Source organism: Shewanella marisflavi (assembly GCF_023283925.1).
Lineage (GTDB): Bacteria > Pseudomonadota > Gammaproteobacteria > Enterobacterales > Shewanellaceae > Shewanella > Shewanella marisflavi.
Window position 1 is genome coordinate 197,671 of record NZ_JAKIKX010000006.1, and the last position, 16,189, is coordinate 213,859.

Here is a 16,189-nt window from a genome sequence, read left to right on the forward strand (position 1 = left end):
CCGATGGGCACACTAATAGGTGTAGTCCATGACTCTCTAATTATTTTGTGCGGCGGTATTTGGCGTTCGCGTGCCGGGCTATCCAATATCTGGCTATCTAAGGCCTGGTTATCGAGTGCCTGAGTGGCCGAAGCCGCCTTCGCCGCGATCTGAGCTGTCGAACTCATCGACCAGTTTAAATTCGGCTTGGACGACGGGGACAAACACCAGTTGCGCCAGGCGATCACCTATCTCTAGGGTGAAAGGCTCACTGCTGCGGTTCCAACAAGAGACCATGAGCGGGCCTTGATAATCGGAATCGATAAGGCCAACCAGGTTACCCAGCACTATGCCCTGTTTGTGGCCCAAGCCTGAGCGCGGCAGAATGACGGCCGCTAAGCTAGGATCGGCCACATGGACAGCTATTCCCGTAGGGATCAGTTTGGTCTCGCCCGGCTGAATCACCATAGTGGTTTCTATCATGGCACGCAGATCCATGCCGGCACTGCCTGGGGTGGCATAGGCTGGCAGGGGAAATTGTGAGCCGATACGAGAATCGAGGATCTTGAGTTCTATAGGGGTCTTCATGCTGTCTTCATCTGCTGTGCGATTAGGGTGAGTAATTGCTTGGCTAGGGTGTATTTGTCGGTAGCGGGCAGCTCGTATTGGCCATTGGGCCAGAATACCTTAAGGGCGTTGGCGTCGCTGTTAAAGCCTAACGCCGGATCAGACACGTCGTTAGCGGCGATCATATCCAGCTTCTTTCGCGTCAACTTATCCTTGGCGTAATGCTCGACATCCTGTGTCTCTGCGGCAAAACCTACGGTAAAGGGGCGAGCCTCATGGGCCGCGACCGTGGCTAAGATATCAGGATTGCGCACAAGCGCAAGTGACATCTCAGTCGAGGATTTTTTAATTTTCTCGTCGGCAATATCCGCGGTGCGATAGTCGCAGACAGCCGCACAGCCGATGAAGATATCGCAGTGGTGTACTTGCTCCATCACGGCGTCAAGCATCTCCTGAGTAGAGCCGACATTGAGACGATTGACATTCATCGGTGTCTCTAAGTTCACAGGCCCTGTCACTAAGGTGACCTTGGCGCCCATCTCGGCTGCGGCTCTGGCCAGGGCAAAGCCCATCTTGCCTGAGCTGTGGTTGGAGATGTAGCGCACGGGATCGATAGCTTCGCGGGTAGGGCCTGCGGTGAGCAGTAGCGATACCCCCTGAAGCAGTTTAGGGGCAAAGAAGTGTTCGACGCGTTCAGCGATAACCAGCGGCTCTTCCATGCGTCCTGGGCCGATTTCACCACAGGCCTGACTGCCTGATGCCGGTCCCCAGATGGTGAGGCCACGTTTTCTCAGGTTATCTAGATTGTCCTGGGTAGCAGCGTTGCGATACATCTGCTGATTCATCGCCGGACAAAGCACCACTGGCGCTTCGGTGGCTAAGCAAGTGGTAGTGATCAGCTCGTCGGCCATGCCGGCATTGATGCGGGCAATCAGATTGGCGGTCACTGGGGCTATCAGTACCATATCCGCCCAGCGGGCAAGTTCGATATGGCCCATCGCCGCCTCAGCTGCCGGGTCAAGTAAGTCGGTGGCTATTGGGTGGCCAGAGAGCGCCTGCAGCGTCAACGGTGTAATGAACTCCTGCGCGCTTTGACTCATCACGACGCGCACATCGGCGCCGCGCTCTTTCAGGCGACGTACCAGGTCGGCAGACTTATAGGCGGCAATACCACCGCCAATTCCCAGCAATATCTTTTTGTTAGTTAGGCTCATATTGATCACTAATCGCGTTTAATTTTGCCCGCTAACCATACCACAATCGTGTCTCGGTTGAGGATACAAGTTTTTAAAAACTAGACCATACTCTAAACCCTAGGTGTAACAAGTTGGCCACGACAAGGAGTGTTTATGGCGATCAAGGATTGGCCTCAAGGAGAGGGGCCTCGTGAAAAACTGTTGCGTAGCGGCGCCGGGCAACTCTCTGATGCCGAATTACTCGCGGTGCTGCTCAGAAACGGCCTTAAAGGCCAAAGTGCCGTATCGCTCGCCAGAGCCATGCTGAGCCACTTTGGGGGGCTAAGACCTCTGTTTACCGCTTCAATGAGTGAAATATGCCAGATACAGGGCATAGGCCCGGTTAAATACGCCCAACTGCAGGCAGCTATTGAATTAAATAAGCGGATTGCAAAAGAAAATCTACAAAGAGGAAAGATTTTGACAGATCCTGATTTAACTCGGGACTATTTAATGAGACAATTAGCGGATCGTGCCTACGAAGTGTTTGCCATCTTATTGCTCGATAGTCAGCATAGGGTCATTCAATTCGTTGAACTGTTCCGTGGCACCATAGATTCAGCCTCGGTTTATCCACGTGAAGTGGTAAGCCTAGTGCTTGAGAAAAAGGCCGCAGCTGTGATTGTGTGTCACAACCATCCTTCCGGGGTGGCTGAGCCCAGTCATGCTGATCGGCGAATTACTGAGCGATTGAAATACGCGTTGGCGACTATAGATGTTTCGCTGTTAGACCATATGGTTATAGGCGATCGTGAGATAGTTTCGTTTGCAGAGAGGGGATGGATAGATTGAATATCCCTTGATCTTTGATTTTAGATCCTGTATAAAATGCGCCCTCTTTGTGTGCCTCGGGCGACGGCCATATTCGAGGTACATTAATGCTCGAGCGTTAAATTGTTTTTGGAGAAGATTGACATGTCAAGAGTATGCCAAGTTACTGGCAAGAAGCCGATGGTTGGTAACAACCGTTCGCACGCTAAGAACGCGACTCGTCGTCGTTTTTTACCTAACCTACAGAACCACCGTTTCTGGTTAGAAGACGAAAAGCGTTTCGTACAGCTACGTGTATCTACTAAAGGTATGCGTATTATCGATAAGAAAGGTATCGAAGTTGTTGTTGCTGAACTTCGTGCCCGCGGCGAGAAGGTGTAATAAACCATGGCTAAAGCTAAAGGTAACCGTGAGAAGATCAAGCTAGTTTCTAGCGCTAAAACAGGTCACTTCTACACGACTGAGAAGAACAAGCGTAACATGCCTGAAAAAATGGAGATCAAGAAATTTGATCCTGTTATCCGTCAGCACGTTATGTACAAAGAAGCGAAAATCAAGTAATTCTTGATTAACGTTTTTTGGAAAAAGCCCCTCTTGTAGGGGCTTTTTTTTTTGTGCAGAATTCATTAAAACCCCCCATAGTTTACCGCCAAAATTTCCCAGAGCTTTGCTATTTGCTCTAGGGGCGAAGTTTCTATCGCTTACACTTACCTTCGCTTGCTAAGCTCCTGATTTAAGCCTGTTCTGCTATGCTTTATCCCAGCGTTATTCCTGTGATGAAAAATATCGCCCATAATGAAAACAAATGCTTTTAATGTGAATTTAAATGCAATAATATTGGCTTGTTATTCGTTTGGTGGCGATGTTGTCACATATTTATTGTTGAGGTTACGCGCGTGCGCACTACTGAGTTGGTCGAGGGGTTTCGTCATTCTGCTTCCTATGTGAATGCACATAGGGGGAAAACGTTTGTGGTCATGCTGGGGGGGGAGGCGCTCGCCCAGAGTCAGTTCCGCTCCATCATTAACGATATCGCCTTGCTCCATAGCTTGGGGATCAAAATTGTCTTAGTGCATGGCGCCAGACCGCAAATCGATGAGGCGCTGGCGGCGCATAACTTGAAGCCCGAATACTATAATGGCGTACGCATCAGCGATGAAGAATCCTTCAAGGTGATCAAACAGGTTGTAGGTGGTTTGCAACTGGACATTACCGCCCGTCTTTCCATGAGCCTGAGTAATACCCCAATGCAGGGGGCACAAATTAACGTGGTGAGTGGCAACTTCGTGATTGCTCAGCCCCTGGGCGTCGATAATGGTGTGGATTACTGCCTGAGTGGCAAGGTAAGACGCATCGATGTAGCAGGTCTAAGACGTCAGCTGGATAACCATGGCATAGTGCTTTTAGGGCCAGTGGCGGCTTCGGTCACCGGAGAGTGTTTTAATCTGACCGCCGAAGAGGTGGCGACCCAGATTGCGGTCAAGCTTAAGGCCGATAAGATGATTGGCTTTAGCGCCAAAGAGGGGATTATAGACAGTAATGGCGAGGTGATTGCGGAGCTGATGCCTACCGACGCCCAGCGAATTTTGTCAGAACTAACCGATGAAGATAATTGGTGCGTGGGTACCCGTGCCTTTTTACAGGCCAGTATCGATGCCTGCCGTAACGGCGTGGCACGTTGTCACTTTGTCAGTTACCTCGATGATGGTGCCCTACTGCAAGAGCTGTTCTCCCGTGATGGTATAGGCACTCAGATCGTCACTGAGAGTGCTGAGCGGCTGCGCCGGGCAAGTATTGCCGATATCGGTGGTGTCCTGGATCTTATTCGTCCGTTAGAGCAAGCGGGTATATTGGTCAGACGCTCGCGCGAGCAACTGGAGATGGAAATAGAGCAGTTTATGCTGATCGAGCGTGATAGTTTGGTGATTGGCTGCGCTGCGCTTTATCCTTTCGAAGAAGATAATGCCGGTGAGTTTGCTTGTTTGGTGGTGCATCCCGATTATCGTGACGCTGACCGCGGAAGCGTATTGCTGAAAAACATCATAGGTCAGGCCAAGGTGCGCGGCTACTCTCGCTTGTTTGCGCTCACGACACGCAGCATACATTGGTTCCTTGAACATGGTTTCCAGATAGTCGATGTTGATGCCCTGCCAAATAAGAAAAAACAGCTTTACAACTATCAGCGCAAGTCGAAGATTCTTGCGTTAGATCTTTAATAAATACAGATTCCAAAAAAACCACGCTTAGCGTGGTTTTTTTACTTCGAGATCATATCAAAGCGCTATCTTGACATAATATGTCGCCAGCCCCATAGTAATCCTAATTTCTCGAGATAAGACTTTGCGCAAGCTTGTTATTGGCGTTTGACCTGTGGCTGTTCTTATCTTAGCAGCCATTTTTTGTAGGATACTTAAACATGGAATCTCAAATTTTTCCGCTCGCAACCTTTGATTCGGCGACCAGCATGGCATTTGTTTCACTCTTGCTTGGCATCGCCTTGGTGATAGTGTTAATCAAGGTTAAGCCCATGCCCCAAGGTGCTAAATTTGCGGCCTCAGGCATGGTGATTGCCGTACTGGGTCTATTGTCTTGGGTGTTCTTGAAGGCCCACAACGCCAATGTGCGTCTTACTCCCACAGCAATGATGGTCGATATCCCGCTTTATGGTGTTGAGTTGCCACTAGAGAGTTTATTGCCGTCTCAGGCGAGTATTATTAGCCTAGATGATGAGGATGCGCCGCAGATCAGTTACCGCAGCAATGGCGTTGGTTTACCGGGTTACCAGCTTGGTTGGTTCAAGCTGGCGAAGGTGACTAATGACACAGATAAAGCCCTGCTGTCAGTCACCAATAGCCAGCAAGTGCTGGTCCTTCCGACCACAGAGGGCTATCTGCTTCTCTTGAGTGTTGAGCGTCCCGAGGCTTTGTTATCCAGCTTGCTTACGCCGACTCTTTAAGGCCAGATCCAGGGTAAAGATCACCAGCGCACTCCAGATAAAAGCGAAGGTGATTCCTTTTTCCAGGTCGAAAGGCTCGTTAAACACGCTAACGGCCATGATAAACATGATACTGGGGCCGATATATTGAAAGAAGCCAAGCATGGATAGCGGGATACGAGTGGCAGCGCCCGCAAAACAGAGTAGCGGGACGGAGGTCACTACGCCCGCTGCTAACAAAAGTAAGTTCATCTGCAGACTATTTTCCATCACGCTGATACTTTCAAGATTCGCTACCAAGTAGATCAGTGCTACTGGCACCAGTATGGCGGTTTCAACCAGTAATCCTGTTTTGGCGTCGACATTCACCTTCTTGCGCAGCAGGCCGTAAAGCCCGAAAGAAGCTGCGAGTGCCAGAGAAACCACAGGAATCGAGCCAAATGAGATAAGCTGGATCAAGACGCCGGTAAAGGCAAGTGATACGGCGGCCCACTGCAGTTTTCGCAGTCGCTCCTGCAAGAAGATCATTCCCAGCAGCACATTAATCAAGGGGTTGATAAAGTAACCCAAACTGGCATCGAGCATATGATCATTGTTGATCGCCCAGATAAATAGCAGCCAGTTGCCGGCGATCAGAATCGAAGTGATCGCTAACACGCCCAGTTGTTTGGGTTGACGAAACAGCGCCCTTAACTTGGCAAAGCCGCCGATAAACTGCATCAACACTAGCATGAACACAAAAGACCATAGCACGCGGTGTAGCAAGATCTCTGTCGCCGAAACATGATCTAGCAGTTTAAAATACAGAGGAGCAAAGCCCCAAAAGCAGTAGGCGCAGATGGCTAGCACTACCCCTTTACGATACTCGATGTCAGCCATAGCTTAGGATTTCAAAAAGATGAAGGAGAGGCATTGTAGGCGCCTGGAGGGTCTGACTCAAGCGGCGATGGGGATTCTTTGTGGGAGTTCTGTGTAGTGGTCATTTGCCAGCGAGTATCGCTAGCTTGACAGTTCATTCTAGGACTCCCTTGTCGTTAGCCCACCATGTAGGTGCCGGTGCCGAAGGCGATGTGAGCGCCTTGTTCGTTATGCAGCTCCATGCGGCAGACTGAAACGCGATTGCCGGCGCGGATCACTGTACCAGTGCCGGTAAACACCTCGCCGCGACCGGGTCTTAGGTAGTCGATGCGCAGATCTATGGTGCCTAAGGTTTGTAAGCGCTTTTGCAGGTCTTCCAAGCTCCAATCATCACGACTGGCCACCAGTCCTGAGAATGCCGTCAGACCGCCTACTACGTCCAGTACCGTTGCGGTGACACCCCCGTGCAGGATCTGCTGATGAATATTGCCGATGAGATTGCTGTTCATCTTCACTTCAACTTCGACACCCTCTAGATCATAACGCTTAATATCCATGCCAAGCAGTTGATGGAAAGGCACCTTAGTATCGAAGATCTCGGCGACGGTGGCGAGGGTTTGTGCTTGTACAGGTGTCGTCATAGGGCACTCCTTGTTAAGCCTATTTCGTTAGAGCATTTAATCTATCGCTAATTCAGTAAGCTAAGCAAGCCCATGACTGAATTTTCACCAAATAGGGGCTGTGAACAACAATTAATTTCGGCAGAGTTGAGACAAGCAGGGCTGGCTTGATTAGAATAAGCGGCCAAATTGACCATAAATTAGCGCCATGGACTTAGCCTTAAGCACGCCCGAATCGACCGATAGCGATCCACTCGCCAGCTGTTTGCAGGCGGTGTTTGGCTATCGCACCTTCAGGACAGGCCAGCGAGAGGTAATAGAGCAGGCCTGTGAGGGGCGTGATTCGTTGGTGATCATGCCAACGGGCGGCGGCAAGAGTCTTTGCTATCAGCTGCCGGCGCTTATCTTACCCGGCTTGACGCTGGTGGTTTCTCCGCTCATATCCCTGATGAAAGATCAGGTCGATAGCCTGAAACAAATGGGCGTAGCGGCGGCTTTTCTTAATTCGTCTCAGTCGCGTGAAGAGGCGATGAGCATCTACCAGCAACTGCATAATGGCGAGTTGAAGCTCCTTTATGTGTCGCCCGAGCGCCTGCTGACGGCAAATTTTATTGAGCGTTTGCACCACCTGCCGATCTCTTTATTTGCCATCGACGAGGCGCACTGTATTTCCCAGTGGGGACATGACTTCAGGCCTGAATATGCAGCCCTAGGGCAGTTAAAACAATATTTTCCCCAGGTCCCCATGATGGCGCTCACCGCCACTGCCGATAAGGCCACCCGAGAAGATATCTGTCAGCGGCTGGGGATCACCCCCTATGAGCTGCTCACCAGTTTCGATAGGCCCAATATTCGCTACACGGTGGCGGAAAAGCTCAACGCTGCCAACCAGCTCAGACAGTTTATTCAGGCGCAAAATGGCAATAGCGGTATCATCTACTGTAGTAGCCGACGCCGCGTCGATGAGGTGGCCGATCGCCTGCGCATGCAGGGCTATGACGCCGATGCCTATCACGCCGGTAAGACCCAAGAAGAACGCGCCGATATTCAGGAGCGTTTCCTGAAAGATCAACTGGATATCGTGGTGGCGACTGTGGCGTTTGGCATGGGAATAAACAAGTCTAACGTGCGATTTGTCGTGCATTACGACATTCCCAAGAGCGTAGAGGCCTATTACCAGGAGACGGGCCGCGCCGGTCGTGACGGACTGGATGCCGAGGCATTTATGTTGTTCGACCCCGCCGACATTGGTCGGGTGCGTCATCTTATCGAGCAGCAAGAACCTGGACCCCAGCAACAGGTGGAGTACCACAAGCTCAATACCATGGCGGCCTTTGCCGAGGCTCAGACTTGCCGTCGCCAGGTATTGCTGCACTATTTCGACGAGAGTGCGTCCGAGCCTTGTGGCAACTGCGATATCTGTCTCGACCCACCCAAACGCTACGATGGCGTCGAAGATGCCCAGAAGGTGCTTTCTTGTATCTTCCGTTTGCAGCAGAAGTTTGGCATTAACCACCTGATTGAGGTATTACGCGGTTCTAAGGCTGCGCCAGTGGTCGACCGTGGCCATGATAAGCTATCAACCTGGGGCATAGGTAAGGATAAAAGTCATGAATTTTGGCTCAGTATCATTCGCCAAATCATACACTTAGGCTTTGCCAGTCAAGATATCACCCGAGGGTCCGCCATTAAGCTTAATCCTCAGGCGCGGGCAGTGCTTAAGGGCGAAATAGCCTTGCAGCTGGCAGAGCCTAGAATAAGTATCACCACACATGTGAAACGCCGTAGCAGTAGCCGGGCGCCGCTAAATTACGATAGAAAGTTGTTTGCTCGCTTGAAATTGTTACGCCGCAGCCTGGCCGAGGAGCTGGATGTGCCTCCCTACCTGGTGTTTAACGACGCCACTCTGGCGGAGATGGCGGCTATGGTGCCCACCAGTCCTGCAGAGATGCTGGCGGTCAATGGGGTGGGCGAGACCAAGCTGAACCGTTTCGGCGGCGAGTTTCTCGACGAGATCAGCGATTACATTACCCGAGGGTAATGCAGCTATAGGCAAGCGATTAGGCTAGTGAGCCTGTTGGCCGCTGTACTTACTGAGTTGATCGACACTGGCTCGTTTGACCAGGGAAGAGAGAGTATCGTGATGCTGCATGACCGCCATTCCCATACTGACGCGAGTGCCATTTTGCAGAGGCTCTATGATGGCGCTCAACTGTCGCCCAATCAACTGCGCCCCCGGTAATGAGGTGAAGGGCAGCATGATCAGAATTTGATCGGCGCTGGTGCTCAATAATATATCCTGCTGGCGTATTTTCTGGGCCAGCCTGGTCTGCAGTTTCTCATAATCTGCCATAGCAAGATGGCTGGGATTGATCAGTAAGATGGTGATGGGAAAGCCAATTTGTTTAGCACTGGCCAACAGCGCTTCCATCTTCTCCTGAGTGCTCATCGGCTCATCTCTTTGACTCTGTGGCAGCGGCGCCTTAGGCGTTCTGATACGGTTGAGCAGAATAAACAGCGTCAGTAGCAGGAAGAGCACCAGGATGCCGATGAGGCCATAGCTGTCGCTGATGTGGGCATCAAGCTTGATAGGCTTAGGTTGATTGGCCTGTGCGAGTTGTTGGTAACGTCCAAGCTGAGCCTTTATCTGTAGTAGCCTGGTATCTTTAAGGAACTCATAGCTGCGCTGGGCCATCTCGAAGCGTTTTAGTTGATATTGATAGGCCTCTTGATACTGAGCTATATCGGCAAAATAGCGGCTCAAGATACCATAACAGTAGACAAGCTCGTCAAACTGGTTGGTGCGCTCACCAATGGCAATAGCCTTTTGCATCAACTCTGTTCCTAACGCCTGTTCGCCATTGGCCAAATGAATATTGGCCAGCAGACGGTTGGCCCGTAGGCTGTCGTTAATTTTCTTCTGCTTATCAAAGGTGTTGAGTGCAATATTAAGTAGTTGAATAGCACTCTTGTCATTGCCTCGTAAAAACTCAATTTCTGCTAGCTGGGTGTAACTTTCGGCCAGTTCGGTGGCAGTCGCCAGTTCAGGTAGTAAGATCTTGGCTTCGAGTACCATGTCATCCCTAAACTTAACCTCTTGGTTATAATGGGCGACTTTAGCGAGAGCCAGCAAGACGGTGAGTCTCACCTTGCCTGTGGTCTGTTCGCTATCTAGTCCTCCCTTGGCATAGTTGAACGCCTGGTTATAGAGCCCCTTGGTTCTTAGCAGTTCGGCCATGGCCAGTTGAATGTATGGCCTAGGTGGTGTCAGCCATTGGGGCTGCTGCTTTTCGGTATCTGGGTAGATATCCTGGGCAAGGCGCAGATCTTCTAAGGCGCTGCTCTGACTCTCGATATGGGTATCTATCTTGCCTCTTAGCATCAGGCCATTGACCAGTGATTGCGGCTGCTGCTGTTCGCGTGACTGGAAGATAGCCGAGTCGAGTAGGGTGAGTGCCTGCCTGAGATCGCCATAGTCCATGTAGGCCGCTGCCATGCAGTTTAGAAAATAGGGACCGAGTTGATTAAGCTTGTTCGATTTGGCTTTGGCTTCGCTCATGCGGCCAAGATTGATGGCGGCCTCGTTTTCACCTAGCTGCACAAAGGCTTCACATTTTAGGATGGAGAGTCGAAGCCGATTTTCTTCAGACGTGTCTTCTTGATCCAGGCGTTGTTCCAGCGCCTGGATTTTTGTCAGGGTCTTGTTGGGATATTGGTAGACGTTATGGGCCAACTCATCCAACTCTGTCATAGTGTTCCCATAAGTGGGGATCAGCCAAAGGCTGAGGCTTAACACTATGAGACGAAAATCCATTTTTAAAAACTCCGGAACGAGTGTGCTGTTTCCATTCGCGGCATTATACTGATTTTCCATCAGCAATTGCATAAAAAATAATGCCCAAGATTGGAATCAGATAGATTGCTCGGCAAATGACCTAGTATGCTGAATTTAATCACTTAGTCACTCTTGTTGGCAAATAATTGGTTAGATTTGAGCGGTTAATCAAGATTTTTATCTGGTCTAATGTGGCAAACTTGAAAAATATGGGGTTGACTATTCGCCAGACACACGTTAAATATTAATCAGTCCAACGAAATGAAACGAATAATTACTTATTTTTTTTGAATACAATGATGACCATTAACCGTGCCCTACTCAACCTCCTCATTCTCATTCTCGCAGTCTCTGCGCGGAGAATGTAGTGTTGCACGCTTAATAACACGACCAGCATTCATAAACCCCGCGCTCAACAACGCGGGGTTTTTTTGTTTATGGATTTGACGAATACCCAAAATTAGAGCCTAGACGTACCATGGAGAAACCAGATGTCTAACCGAGTGATAATATTTGATACGACCTTACGCGATGGTGAGCAAGCATTAGCAGCGAGTTTAACGGTTAAGGAGAAATTGCAGATAGCACTGTCACTCGAGCGTCTGGGCGTGGATGTGATGGAGGTCGGTTTTCCCGTCTCATCCCCAGGTGATTTCGAGTCGGTACAAACCATTGCCCGTACTATCAAGAATAGCCGGGTGTGTGCGTTAGCCAGAGCATTGGAAAAAGATATCGACGCCGCGGCTCAATCGCTGTCGGTGGCCGATCAGTTCCGTATTCATACCTTTATCTCCACTTCGACCATTCATGTAGAGAGTAAGCTTAAGCGCTCGTTCGACCAAGTATTGGAGATGGCGGTTGGCGCGGTGAAATATGCCCGTCGTTTCACCGATGATGTGGAGTTCTCCTGTGAAGATGCAGGCCGCACACCTATCGACAATCTATGCCGTATGGTTGAAGCCGCGATTAACGCTGGCGCTAAGACAATCAATATTCCCGATACCGTGGGCTATACGGTGCCGAGCGAATTTGGCGGCATTATTCAAAACCTGTTTAACCGCGTGCCTAATATCGATCAGGCGGTGATCTCGGTGCACTGCCATGACGATCTGGGTTTGTCGGTGGCCAATTCGATCACCGCAGTGCAGCACGGTGCGCGCCAAATTGAATGTACCGTCAATGGTATCGGCGAGCGCGCCGGTAACTGCTCCCTTGAAGAGATCGCCATGATCATCGCCACCCGCAAGGCAAGCCTTGGGTTGGAGACGGGTATCAACGCTAAAGAGATCCATCGCACCTCTAATCTGGTGAGCCAGCTATGTAATATGCCGGTCCAGGCTAACAAGGCGATCGTTGGTGCCAACGCCTTTACTCACTCTTCGGGTATTCACCAGGATGGTGTGCTTAAGTCGCAAAATACTTATGAAATTATGACGCCAGAGAGCATTGGCCTTAATCGCAACAACCTCAACATGACCTCTCGCTCGGGCCGCCATGTGATCAAGCATCGCATGGAAGAGATGGGCTATGGCGAGCAAGACTATGATATGGACACCCTGTATGAGGCTTTCCTTAAGCTAGCGGACAAGAAGGGTCAGGTGTTCGACTATGATCTGGAAGCCCTGGTCTATATGGAGGCTCGCAGTGATGAAGAAAATCACTATGGACTTCAGCAATTGGTGGTGCACTCTGACTTGGCTGAGGGTAAGGCCACAGCGACTGTGACCTTGATGGTCGATGGCAATCCAGTGACCGAGGCGGCCACGGGGAACGGCCCGGTGGATGCCGCCTACAAGGCGATTGCCCGCGCCAGCGGCTGTGAGATCAATATCAGTAGCTATCAACTCAGTGCCAAAGGCCAGGGGCAAGATGCCTTGGGGCAGGTGGATATCACCGCCAAGTACCATGATCAGAGTTTCCACGGTGTCGGCCTGGCAACCGATGTGGTTGAAGCTTCTGCGGCGGCGCTTATCCATGTGATGAACTTGACCTGGCGGGCAGACAAGGTGGCTGAGAACAAACATAAAATAAAACAAGCGCGTGTCGAGTTAGGCGGCGTTTAATCGCTTTTCAATATAACAGAATAAAGATCAATTAATTGCAGGGAGTCTGGTGTGGTATGAGTTATCAAGTCGCAGTATTGGCGGGTGATGGTATAGGCCCGGAAGTCATGGCTGAAGCACGTAAGGTGCTTAAGGCAGTAGAAGAGCGTTTTTCGTTGGATATTGAATATAGCGAATACGATGTGGGAGGTGCTGCCATCGATAATCATGGTTGTCCGTTGCCGGAATCGACCCTAAAAGGCTGTGAGGCCGCCGATGCCATCTTGTTTGGCTCGGTAGGCGGCCCTAAATGGGAACATCTGCCACCCAATGATCAACCTGAGCGCGGTGCCTTGTTGCCGCTGCGTGGCCATTTCGAGCTGTTTTGTAATATGCGTCCTGCCAAGCTTCATGCTGGCCTGGAACATATGTCGCCCCTGCGCAGCGATATCTCGGCGCAAGGGTTCGATGTGCTTTGCGTGCGCGAGTTAACCGGTGGTATCTACTTCGGTAAACCTAAAGGACGTCAGGGAGAGGGAGAGCAAGAGGAAGCTTTCGATACCATGCGTTACAGCCGCCGTGAGGTGCGCCGCATCGCGAAGATCGCCTTCGAAGCGGCTCGCGGGCGTCGTAAGAAGGTGACTTCTGTGGATAAGGCCAACGTATTGGCCTGCTCTGTCTTATGGCGTGAGGTGGTCGAAGAGGTCGCTAAGGATTTCCCTGATGTCGAGCTGGAACATATCTATATCGATAATGCCACCATGCAGCTACTGCGTCGTCCCTTCGATTTTGATGTGATGCTCTGCTCAAACCTGTTTGGTGACATCATCTCAGATGAGATCGCTATGCTCACAGGTTCCATGGGCTTGCTCTCTTCGGTCAGTCTCAATAGTGACGGCTTTGGTCTGTATGAACCCGCCGGTGGCAGCGCGCCAGACATCGCAGGGCAGGGCATTGCTAACCCTGTTGCGCAGATCCTGTCGGCGGCGCTACTGTTACGTCATAGCCTTAAAGAGGAAGCGGCGGCCAAGGCGATTGAAGATGCGGTTGCCAAGGCATTAAGCGATGGTTATTTAACTGGCGAACTCTTGCCAGCGGATCAGCGTGACAAGGCAAAATCAACCCGCGAAATGGGCGACTATATTGCCCAAGCAGTCAGAGAGGCAAACTAATGGCTAAGACACTTTATGAAAAGGTATGGGATAGCCATATCGTTGCTGCCCCCGAAGGGGAAGCGCCGCTTATCTATGTGGATCGTCATCTGGTTCACGAGGTGACCTCGCCCCAGGCCTTCAGTGGTCTTAAGGTGGCCGGCCGAAAATTAAGGGCGCCAGAAAAGACCTTCGCCACCATGGATCACAACACCTCGACCAAGAGTGCCAGTTTAGATGCTCTCAGCCCTATGGCGCGCACTCAGGTGGAGACGCTGGCGCAAAACTGTAAGGAGTTTGGCGTCAGACTTTATGACATTCACCATAAAAATCAGGGTATTGTGCATGTGATGGGCCCAGAGCTTGGCATTACCTTGCCTGGCACTGTGATTGTGTGTGGCGACTCGCACACCGCGACTCACGGCGCCTTTGGGGCCTTGGCCTTTGGTATCGGTACTTCAGAGGTGGAGCATGTGATGGCCACCCAAACCCTGCGTCAGTTGAAAGCTAAGACCATGAAAATAGAGGTTCGTGGTCATGTTGCCGAGGGGATAACCGCTAAAGATATCGTGCTGGCCATCATAGGCAAGATCGGCATGGATGGCGGCACAGGTTATGTGGTGGAGTTCTGCGGTGAGGCGATCTCTGCGCTGTCGATGGAAGGACGTATGACCGTTTGTAACATGGCGATCGAGATGGGCGCCAAGGCGGGGATGATCGCGCCGGATCAGACCACCATAGATTACCTCGAAGGCCGTGAGTTTGCGCCAAAAGGTGAAGATTGGCAGCAGGCGGTTGAGGCCTGGTTGTCGCTGAAATCCGATGATGATGCCCACTTCGATGCCCATGTGGTGTTGGAGGCGAGTGATATCGCACCACAGCTAACTTGGGGGACTAACCCTGGCCAGGTGGTGGCGATCGATCAATGTGTGCCCAATCCTGAGGATGAGTCGAACCCAACGGTTAAAGCCAGTATTCAAAAGGCGCTCGATTATGTGGCGCTGACGCCTGGCACTCAGATGACAGATGTCAGCATCAACAAGGTGTTTATCGGTTCTTGTACCAACTCACGAATCGAAGATCTGCGTGCTGCGGCTCAGCAAGCCAAGGGGCGTAAGGTCGCTGGTGGAGTCACGGCTATCGTGGTACCTGGCTCTGGCTTGGTGAAGGAGCAGGCGGAGGCTGAAGGTCTGGATAAGATCTTTATCGACGCCGGGTTTGAGTGGCGCCTGCCGGGTTGTTCTATGTGTCTGGCGATGAACGATGACAGGTTGGAGGCAGGCGATCGCTGCGCCTCGACCAGCAACCGTAACTTCGAGGGCCGTCAGGGGCGCGGAAGCCGTACTCACTTGGTGAGCCCTGCCATGGCCGCCGCCGCGGCGATTGCTGGCCACTTTGTCGATATTCGCAAGCCATACTAGGAGGTAGCATGCAACCATTTACCACACACACAGGGCTTGCGGTGATCATCGACAGTGCCAATATCGATACCGATCAGATCATTCCTAAGCAGTTTCTCTCTAAGGTCACCCGTGACGGTTTCGGGATTCATCTATTTCATGACTGGCGTTATCTGGACGATGCCGGCGATCAGCCTAACCCTTCGTTTAGCCTGAACCAGCCGCGTTATCAGGGGGCTTCTATTCTGCTGGCCAAGGAGAACTTTGGCTGCGGATCGAGTCGCGAACATGCGCCATGGGCCTTGGCCGATTTTGGCCTCAAGGTGATCATAGCGCCTAGCTTTGCCGATATCTTTTATGGCAATGCCATCAATAATGGCCTGCTGCCGGTGCGTTTGACTGAGGCAGAAGTTGCTCAGTTAATGCAAGAAGTTGAGGCTGAAGAAGGGGCGCAAGTTAGCGTTGATCTGCAGGCCCAGACTGTTACCTCGCCTTCGGGGGCTGAATTTCATTTTGAGATCGCTCAGTCGGCTCGTCATAATCTACTTAACGGGTTAGATGCCATTGGGATCAGCTTAGGATATGGCGAAGCGATTACTCAATACGAGGCAAATATCCCGAGTTGGAGAGCCTAGCTCACTCATCTGTATCATTAGGCGTACATTTGTACTGAGTGTGATAAGCGATAAGCCGGACGCATGATATTGCGGCCGGCTTTTTGTTTACATTGTCCCTTATCTCACTATCTAACATTCATAAATTCAATATCTTACAATTGTTCTTTCGGCTTGTTATT

15 protein-coding genes are annotated in these 16,189 nt (G+C 51.0%); 10 read left to right on the forward strand and 5 right to left on the reverse strand.

Features of this window, described 5'->3' with window-relative positions; translation table 11 throughout:
• Positions 1-108: 108 nt before the first annotated feature.
• The gene (gene dut / locus L2712_RS13700) at positions 109-567 is read right to left on the reverse strand and encodes a dUTP diphosphatase (RefSeq protein ID WP_033539360.1); all 459 of its coding nucleotides are present in this window, start codon (positions 565-567) and stop codon (positions 109-111) included.
• Entirely contained in the window at positions 564-1,760 is a 1,197-nt protein-coding gene (coaBC, locus tag L2712_RS13705) for a bifunctional phosphopantothenoylcysteine decarboxylase/phosphopantothenate--cysteine ligase CoaBC (RefSeq protein WP_248978099.1), read from the reverse strand. Before coaBC ends, dut begins: the two co-directional genes overlap by 4 nt.
• Positions 1,761-1,895: 135 nt before the next feature.
• Here coaBC and radC point away from each other — a divergent pair, with 135 nt between their 5' ends.
• The 5 genes from radC to L2712_RS13730 all read left to right on the forward strand — a co-directional run bounded on the left by radC (position 1,896) and on the right by L2712_RS13730 (position 5,508).
• The gene (radC, locus tag L2712_RS13710; protein ID WP_248978100.1) at positions 1,896-2,573 is read left to right on the forward strand and encodes a RadC family protein; all 678 of its coding nucleotides are present in this window, start codon (positions 1,896-1,898) and stop codon (positions 2,571-2,573) included.
• 123 nt (positions 2,574-2,696) lie between these two features.
• Positions 2,697-2,933 (forward strand): 50S ribosomal protein L28, encoded by a 237-nt coding sequence (rpmB, locus tag L2712_RS13715; RefSeq protein ID WP_011867275.1) that lies wholly within the window; start codon positions 2,697-2,699, stop codon positions 2,931-2,933.
• Positions 2,934-2,939: 6 nt separating this feature from the next.
• Positions 2,940-3,113 carry a 50S ribosomal protein L33 gene (gene rpmG, locus L2712_RS13720; protein ID WP_028773492.1) on the forward strand — a complete coding sequence of 58 codons (174 nt, stop codon included), beginning with the start codon at positions 2,940-2,942 and terminating at the stop codon, positions 3,111-3,113.
• Between the two features lie 335 nt (positions 3,114-3,448).
• Positions 3,449-4,768 (forward strand): amino-acid N-acetyltransferase, encoded by a 1,320-nt coding sequence (gene argA / locus L2712_RS13725; protein ID WP_088905581.1) that lies wholly within the window; start codon positions 3,449-3,451, stop codon positions 4,766-4,768.
• 200 nt (positions 4,769-4,968) lie between these two features.
• The gene (locus L2712_RS13730; protein ID WP_248978101.1) at positions 4,969-5,508 is read left to right on the forward strand and encodes a hypothetical protein; all 540 of its coding nucleotides are present in this window, start codon (positions 4,969-4,971) and stop codon (positions 5,506-5,508) included.
• On the opposite strand, the gene rarD is transcribed toward L2712_RS13730, so the two are convergent.
• Together rarD and L2712_RS13740 are read right to left on the reverse strand one after the other, a co-directional pair.
• Positions 5,479-6,366, reverse strand: a complete 888-nt coding sequence (gene rarD / locus L2712_RS13735; RefSeq protein ID WP_248978102.1) for an EamA family transporter RarD — start codon at positions 6,364-6,366, stop codon at positions 5,479-5,481. The two genes, L2712_RS13730 and rarD, sit on opposite strands and share 30 nt — an antisense overlap.
• Before the next feature lie 155 nt (positions 6,367-6,521).
• Positions 6,522-6,986 carry a thioesterase family protein gene (locus L2712_RS13740; protein WP_033539366.1) on the reverse strand — a complete coding sequence of 155 codons (465 nt, stop codon included), beginning with the start codon at positions 6,984-6,986 and terminating at the stop codon, positions 6,522-6,524.
• Positions 6,987-7,173: 187 nt separating this feature from the next.
• On the opposite strand from L2712_RS13740, the gene recQ reads away from it, so the two are divergent.
• Positions 7,174-9,006, forward strand: coding sequence for a DNA helicase RecQ (recQ, locus tag L2712_RS13745; RefSeq protein ID WP_033539367.1), 1,833 nt, complete (start codon positions 7,174-7,176; stop codon positions 9,004-9,006).
• A 24-nt stretch (positions 9,007-9,030) separates the two neighbouring features.
• Here the strand turns inward: recQ and L2712_RS13750 are convergent, their stop codons facing one another.
• Positions 9,031-10,779, reverse strand: coding sequence for a tetratricopeptide repeat protein (locus L2712_RS13750; RefSeq protein ID WP_248978103.1), 1,749 nt, complete (start codon positions 10,777-10,779; stop codon positions 9,031-9,033).
• A 512-nt stretch (positions 10,780-11,291) separates the two neighbouring features.
• Here L2712_RS13750 and leuA point away from each other — a divergent pair.
• Genes leuA through leuD form a run of 4 tightly spaced genes read left to right on the forward strand, consistent with a single transcriptional unit; the run spans position 11,292 to position 16,028 of the window.
• Positions 11,292-12,863, forward strand: a complete 1,572-nt coding sequence (leuA, locus tag L2712_RS13755) for a 2-isopropylmalate synthase (RefSeq protein WP_033539368.1) — start codon at positions 11,292-11,294, stop codon at positions 12,861-12,863.
• A gap of 56 nt (positions 12,864-12,919) precedes the next feature.
• Positions 12,920-14,014, forward strand: coding sequence for a 3-isopropylmalate dehydrogenase (leuB, locus tag L2712_RS13760; RefSeq protein WP_033539369.1), 1,095 nt, complete (start codon positions 12,920-12,922; stop codon positions 14,012-14,014).
• Positions 14,014-15,414, forward strand: a complete 1,401-nt coding sequence (gene leuC / locus L2712_RS13765; protein ID WP_248978104.1) for a 3-isopropylmalate dehydratase large subunit — start codon at positions 14,014-14,016, stop codon at positions 15,412-15,414. Before leuB ends, leuC begins: the two co-directional genes overlap by 1 nt.
• 8 nt (positions 15,415-15,422) lie before the next feature.
• Positions 15,423-16,028 (forward strand): 3-isopropylmalate dehydratase small subunit, encoded by a 606-nt coding sequence (gene leuD / locus L2712_RS13770; RefSeq protein ID WP_033539371.1) that lies wholly within the window; start codon positions 15,423-15,425, stop codon positions 16,026-16,028.
• Positions 16,029-16,189: the final 161 nt, after the last annotated feature.

Bases quoted from the DNA above. Each gene is read 5' to 3' on its own strand.
- dut (WP_033539360.1), bottom strand. From the start codon at position 567: ATGAAGACCCCTATAGAACTCAAGATCCTCGATTCTCGTATCGGCTCA.
- coaBC (WP_248978099.1), bottom strand. From the start codon at position 1,760: ATGAGCCTAACTAACAAAAAGATATTGCTGGGAATTGGCGGTGGTATT.
- radC (WP_248978100.1), top strand. From the start codon at position 1,896: ATGGCGATCAAGGATTGGCCTCAAGGAGAGGGGCCTCGTGAAAAACTG.
- rpmB (WP_011867275.1), top strand. From the start codon at position 2,697: ATGTCAAGAGTATGCCAAGTTACTGGCAAGAAGCCGATGGTTGGTAAC.
- rpmG (WP_028773492.1), top strand. From the start codon at position 2,940: ATGGCTAAAGCTAAAGGTAACCGTGAGAAGATCAAGCTAGTTTCTAGC.
- L2712_RS13730 (WP_248978101.1), top strand. From the start codon at position 4,969: ATGGAATCTCAAATTTTTCCGCTCGCAACCTTTGATTCGGCGACCAGC.
- rarD (WP_248978102.1), bottom strand. From the start codon at position 6,366: ATGGCTGACATCGAGTATCGTAAAGGGGTAGTGCTAGCCATCTGCGCC.
- L2712_RS13740 (WP_033539366.1), bottom strand. From the start codon at position 6,986: ATGACGACACCTGTACAAGCACAAACCCTCGCCACCGTCGCCGAGATC.
- recQ (WP_033539367.1), top strand. From the start codon at position 7,174: ATGGACTTAGCCTTAAGCACGCCCGAATCGACCGATAGCGATCCACTC.
- L2712_RS13750 (WP_248978103.1), bottom strand. From the start codon at position 10,779: ATGGATTTTCGTCTCATAGTGTTAAGCCTCAGCCTTTGGCTGATCCCC.
- leuA (WP_033539368.1), top strand. From the start codon at position 11,292: ATGTCTAACCGAGTGATAATATTTGATACGACCTTACGCGATGGTGAG.
- leuB (WP_033539369.1), top strand. From the start codon at position 12,920: ATGAGTTATCAAGTCGCAGTATTGGCGGGTGATGGTATAGGCCCGGAA.
- leuC (WP_248978104.1), top strand. From the start codon at position 14,014: ATGGCTAAGACACTTTATGAAAAGGTATGGGATAGCCATATCGTTGCT.
- leuD (WP_033539371.1), top strand. From the start codon at position 15,423: ATGCAACCATTTACCACACACACAGGGCTTGCGGTGATCATCGACAGT.